Below are 5,896 nucleotides of genomic sequence, written 5' to 3'. Positions count from 1 at the left end.
CGCCATCGGCGCCACCACGCTCGACGAGTACCGCAAGTACATCGAGAAGGACGCCGCCCTGGAGCGCCGCTTCCAAACCGTGCTCGTCTCCGAGCCCACGGTGGAGGACACCATCGCCATCCTGCGCGGCCTGAAGGAGAAGTACGAGATCCATCATGGCGTGCGCATCACTGACGGCGCCATCGTGAGCGCGGCGGAGCTGTCCGACCGCTACATCACCGACCGCTTCCTGCCTGACAAGGCCATCGACCTCATGGACGAGGCGGCCAGCCGCCTGCGCATCGAGATCGACTCCATGCCCGAGGAGGTGGACGCCGCCGAGCGCAAGCTCATCCAGATGCAGATCGAGGAGCAGGCCCTCATGAAGGAGTCCGACATGGCCTCCCAGGAACGCCTGGAGAAGTTGCGTCACGACATCGCCGCCGCCCGCGAGGCGCTCGATGCCCAGAAGGCCGAGTGGCAGAACGAGAAGGACGCTATCGTCAACGTGCAGAACCTGAAGGCCGAACTGGAAAGCGCCCAGCTCGACGAGGAGCGCGCCACCCGCGAGGGCAACCTGCAGATGGCCTCCGAGATCCGCTACTCGCGCATTCCCCAGCTGCAGCAGCAGCTGCATGACGCCGAGGAGCTCGTGAAGACCAAGCAGCAGGACGGCGCCATCCTGAAGGAAGAGGTCTCCGAAGAGGAGATCGCCTCGGTGGTGGCCGCCTGGACGGGCATCCCCGTGGCCAAGATGATGCAGGGCGAGATGGAGAAGCTCGTCGATCTGGAGGAAGTGCTGAAGGGCCGCGTCATCGGCCAGGACGAGGCCGTGGGCGTGGTGGCCGGCGCCATTCGCCGCAACCGCGCGGGCCTGTCCGACCCGAATCGCCCCATCGGCAGCTTCCTGTTCCTCGGCCCCACCGGCGTGGGCAAGACCGAGCTGGCCAAGACGCTCGCCGAGTACCTGTTCGATTCCGAAAAGGCCATGGTGCGCATCGACATGTCCGAGTACATGGAGAAGTTCTCCGTGCAGCGCCTGATCGGAGCGCCTCCGGGATACGTGGGCTACGACGAGGGCGGTCAGCTGACCGAGGCCGTGCGCCGCAACCCCTACTGCGTGGTGCTGCTCGACGAGATGGAGAAGGCGCATCCCGATGTGTTCAACATCCTGCTGCAGGTGCTCGATGACGGCCGCCTGACCGACGGCCAGGGCCGCGTGGTGAACTTCAAGAACTGCATCATCATCATGACCTCCAACGTGGGAAGCCAGATCATCCGCGAGCACGCTGCCGAGGGCCGCGCCTTCGACGAGGCCCAGGCCACGGGTGGCGAGACCATGGGCGAGATGGCCGAGAAGATGATGAACATGACGCCCGAGCAGGCCGCCAAGCGCATGCAGGAGTTCGCGAACAAGATTCAGGACGCCCTGTCCTCCACGTTCCGCCCCGAGTTTCTGAACCGCATCGACGACGTCATCACCTTCAACGAGCTGTCCATCTCGGCCATCGAGCCTATCGTGGATTTGCAGTTGGAAGAGGTGCGCGACCGCTTGCAGGCGCGCCACATCACGCTGGACGTCACGCCGGCGGCCATGGAGCACTTGGCCATCGACGGCTACGACCCGGTGTACGGCGCCCGTCCGCTGAAGCGCCTCATCCAGCGCGAGGTGGTGGATCGCATCGCCGAGAAGGTCATCTCGGGCGAGCTGCGCGACCGCAGCCACGTGCTCATCGACATCGATGCCGAGGGCAACTACGCCTGCCGCATCGAGGGCCCGATGGACTTGGACGGCCTGAACCTGGACGACCCGAGCTTCCTCACCGCCGGTGCCGACCCGAAGGAGACCCTGCAGGATCTGGACACCCTGTCCGACGGCGACCTCGGCGAAGACCCCATCGCCTAGCAGAAGGAGGGGCGACCTCGCCCCTCCGCGTGCCGGAAACCGGCGTCCTACCCAACCGAATACTCCTTTCACAGCAAGTGCCCCGGGCAGCCAAGACCCGGGGCACTTTTGTTGGACGCTCGCAGTGGCCCGATCCGCTATTGTTCGGATAATGCCGCTGTAGTTCGGAGAGTTTGAGATTCGCCGGCCTCGTGGAATGGGGGCAAGCTTCTCAAATCGACGCTTATGGGAGCGACTCAAGCTTCTCCAGGAGCTCCTCGCGCGAATGAATGTCCAGTTTCAGATAAATACTGCGTACCTGGGAGCGCACGGTGTGGAAGGAGACGGTGAATTGCTCTGCGATGGACTTCATCGTGTGTCCCTTGGCCAAAGGGACGAGAACGGCCGCTTCCCGCTCGGTGAGGTCGTGCTCCTTTGCGAGGTGAGCGCATTTGTCCTCGAGCGGCGAAGCGCTGGTGGCGGTGGGCGCCCGATGGGGAAGACCAATATGGAAGAACCCGAATATTAGCACGAGTAGGGAGATCACAAGAAAGATCAGGGCGAGCACCAAAGACGAGGGAGGATCGAGGGCAAAGACCGTAACCAGAACCTCGCTTGCGAGGCGCGATGCGAAGAACAGAAACGCGGCCAGGCGAAAGCCGAGGCAGGCGGGTTTTCCGACGGCCCTCGCCAATATGCCCGGCAGGAAGAACATGAGTCCTCCCAGGAGGAACGCCGCCGTGTTGAGGAGGAAGGCGATGAGGTACAAGCCGCTTTCGGGAAACAGGATGACAAGCAGAGCGCTCAGGCAGATAAGCAGCACGAAGCCCGAGGCAAGCCAGAGGCCCGTGCGCAGCGCAAAGGGCCTTCTCTGGAAGTAGAGCACGAAAGCCCCCGTGATCACGACGCCCGCAAACGATGTAGTGGCAATCGAAATACCTGCCGAGGGCGTGAACACGGTGCGGAAGGCGAAGCTGAGCAAACTGTAGGCGCAGATAGCCAGGGGCACGAGCGCCGAGAACTCGGGTCGATCTTCCGGCGCCGCCGGAGGCTCCTCTTCCGGGGGTAGCGGGGCAAGGAGAACGTCAAGGGCGACGGCGACGAGCATCAGCACGAGAAGCCCGAAGCGCGCGGGGACGGTCAGCGCCATGTAGACGGTGAGCGCAAGCACGGCCACTATCCCCGCGCAAAGCATTTGGAGGGATCCTCGCCGAGCCGAAAGGGGTCGGGCCATGCGCGACCAGAGGCAGAGGAGCGAGGCGCAGGCCGCGCCCATGAGCACCTGGCGAAGAACGAGGTATTGGAGGAGCTCGCCGGAAGGAACGAGAGGCTGGGCAACCAAGAGCGTCGCAGTTGCAAGGCCGAACGCGAGGGATGCGAACAGCGAGGGCGCGGGTCGGCCTTTTTTGGTGAGAGGGAGAGAGATGGCGAGCAGGGCGATAAAAGCTATCTGCCACGAGAAGGAAAGCATTGCCGGCGAAGCGTCCGAGCCGGCCCCCGCGATCGCCGTCTGTCCCATGGATATGAGCAGCCAGCCCCAAATGAGGCCGGGCAGCAAGGCGAGCCGAACCGTAGCGGACAAGGCTGACCCCTTCGGATCGTCCTGTTCACACACGTAGCCTTTTTCGCGTCGCGCCATCAAATAACCTGTCCCCACCTGCCATTTAACACAAAATGAACGAGTGAATCGCGGGCATTTAGCTCATCGGGGGCGATGAACTGCCACCCCTTTTCCCCGATTCTCTTCGCGGCGGAATTATACCGCTGCGTAAAGGAAAAGGAAGCATGGATCGAGGAGGGTAAGAATGAAGGAAATTGACACTGCCGAGGTTTTCCCCACGCTGCGCAACATCTCACTTTCGCGTAGGACGTTTGTCGCCTGCGCGGCCATTGCCGCCGCCCAGGCTGCTCTCGTGTCTGCGGGGTGCGCTCCCGAGGTGCAATCGTCGGGAGAGGGACTTGCCTCGACCGCGGCGTTTGCCCCGGGGACGTATACGGCGTCCGCGCCCGGCAAGAAGGGCCCGGTGACTGTCGAGGTGCGCATGTCCGAAAATGCCATCGAGAGCGTCGAGATCGTGGAGTTCGAAGACACCGAGCGCATCAGCGCCCCGGCTCGCGAGCGGGTGCCGCAGCAGATCGTGGAGCTGCAGAGCCTGAACGTAGACGCCGTGACGGGCGCCACGCTGACGAGTATGGCCATCATCGAGGGCGTGGCTGATTGCGTCAACCAGGCGAACGGAGACGCTTCGGCGTTGAAGAAGGCCGCGTCGCCGGAGAAGTCGGATGAGACCAAGGAGATCCAGGCAGATCTCGTGGTGTGCGGTGCCGGTGGTGCCGGCATGGCCGCCGCCGTCGCCGCGGCCCAGCAGGGCTTGGATGTGGTGGTGTTCGAGAAAACCGCCTATGCGGGCGGCAACGCGCTGGTCAGCGGTGGCTGGCTCGAGGTGTTCGAAGGCGTCGACGACATGAAGCCTGACATGACGGACGGCAACCGCGACATGTTCCACGCGACGCTCCAGAAGAGCCTGGAAAATGGCGTTTCCAAGGACTTCGTCGATGCCGTGCAGGCCGACTTCGACGCGTATTTCGCCGCGGGCAACACGAAGGTGTACGACTCCATGGAGTACTACGCCCTGGACTACGCCTCGCGCAATGGCGGCCCGGCGAAGGAGTACTGGCTCCCCTATGCCCACAAGGTAAACGATCTGAACAACTGGCTCTTCGATCAGGGCTACACCGTGAGTGGCACGCTGGTCGGCATCGTCGGGTTCCCGTGGCCGCGCAAGGCCCATGCGGTGGACAAGGAGAACGGCGAGGGCTTCTTCAGCGTGTTCGACAACACGGTGGAGACCCAGAGTCTCCCGATCACCTTCCTTTTCGAGACGCCCGTTTCCGAGCTGATCGTGGATGGCAAGGCCGTGGTGGGGGCCTCTGGCCAGTGCGCCGACGGCACCACCTACCGTGTCATGGCGGACCGTGGCGTCATTCTGGCTACCGGCGGTTATTCCGGCAATCCCGATCTGCTGAAGAAGTACAACGAGATGTGGCCCTGGGATGAGTCCACGGTTATTCCGACGACCAACAGCTACGGCCACACGGGCGATGGCCACGTGCTTGCCGAGGGTCTGGGAGCCGAGTTGAAGAACATGGGGCGCCAGATGGTGTTCCCCATTGCCGACTCCATCGATTACTCGACGGAGACCATCGTCGGCAATGCCGGCCTGGGGCTCTTCGTCAACGTGAACGGCGAGCGCTTCATCAACGAGTCGCTGGATCGCTTCGCCCTGTCCGCCGCTGTGATGAAGCAGCCCGAGGAGAAGCTGTTCATCATCAGCGACGCGCTCAACTCCGGTCTTGTGAACGGCTACAACGAGCAGGGCTACAGCGCGGACAAGCTCATCGAGGAGAGCAAGCTCTTCCGGGCGGACAGCCTTGAGGAGCTGGCCCAGATGATCGGTGCTGACCCCTCGGTGTTTGCTAAGGCAGTTGACGATTACAACGCCATTGCGCGTGGAGACGTGGCGGACACGGTGTTCGGCCGCGAGAACATGAGCGAGAAAGACGCCATTGTCGAGGCTCCCTTCTACGCCTCCCCGCGTACCTGGGCCGCCCATGTGACCATCGGCGGCGTTGCCATCGGTCCCGATTACCAGGCCCTCACGGCCGACGGTGCGGGCATTGAGGGCCTCTATGTCGTGGGCGAATGCTCCGACGGCAACAGCGGTGTCTCCAGCATGAGCACGGGTCTTTCCTGCGTCAATCAGATGCTCGCCTAAGCAAGCCCTCCCCTATGCGAGGCCCTATGCCGAGATGGCACAGGGCCTCGTTTGCGTGCTACGACTACGAGTCTGCTGGGCACCGGTTTTCGCCTTCGCAGTGTCGCAGAGGCCTTCGGCCTGTTCCTTGGTGAGAGTGGAATTCTCGCGCTCTTATAACAATATTCCCTTTCACAGCGAGCGCCCTGGGTAGCCAAGACCTGAACTGCACCCCAGTTCTTGGACGGGCTAATAAGAACTAAGCTGCAAGGGACTG

The 5,896-nt window shown here is 63.0% G+C and carries 3 protein-coding genes; 2 read left to right on the top strand and 1 reads right to left on the bottom strand.

Features of this window, described 5'->3' with window-relative positions; translation table 11 throughout:
- Positions 1-1,885, top strand: a 1,885-nt coding sequence (locus tag Q5064_RS11255) for an ATP-dependent Clp protease ATP-binding subunit (protein WP_302964739.1), incomplete at its 5' end; no start/stop codon positions are given.
- Positions 1,886-2,108: 223 nt separating this feature from the next.
- Here the strand turns inward: Q5064_RS11255 and Q5064_RS11250 are convergent.
- A complete protein-coding gene (locus Q5064_RS11250; protein ID WP_302964736.1) occupies positions 2,109-3,503 on the bottom strand; it encodes a LuxR C-terminal-related transcriptional regulator in 1,395 nt (464 codons plus the stop codon).
- Positions 3,504-3,669: 166 nt separating this feature from the next.
- Between Q5064_RS11250 and Q5064_RS11245 the strand changes: the two genes are divergently transcribed.
- A complete protein-coding gene (locus Q5064_RS11245) occupies positions 3,670-5,640 on the top strand; it encodes an FAD-dependent oxidoreductase (RefSeq protein WP_302964734.1) in 1,971 nt (656 codons plus the stop codon).
- Positions 5,641-5,896: the final 256 nt, after the last annotated feature.

It is taken from the genome of uncultured Adlercreutzia sp., from assembly GCF_958431955.1.
Classification (GTDB): domain Bacteria; phylum Actinomycetota; class Coriobacteriia; order Coriobacteriales; family Eggerthellaceae; genus Adlercreutzia.
The sequence above is the reverse complement of the archived record's forward strand: the minus strand, read 5'-3'. Positions and strand labels throughout refer to the sequence as shown.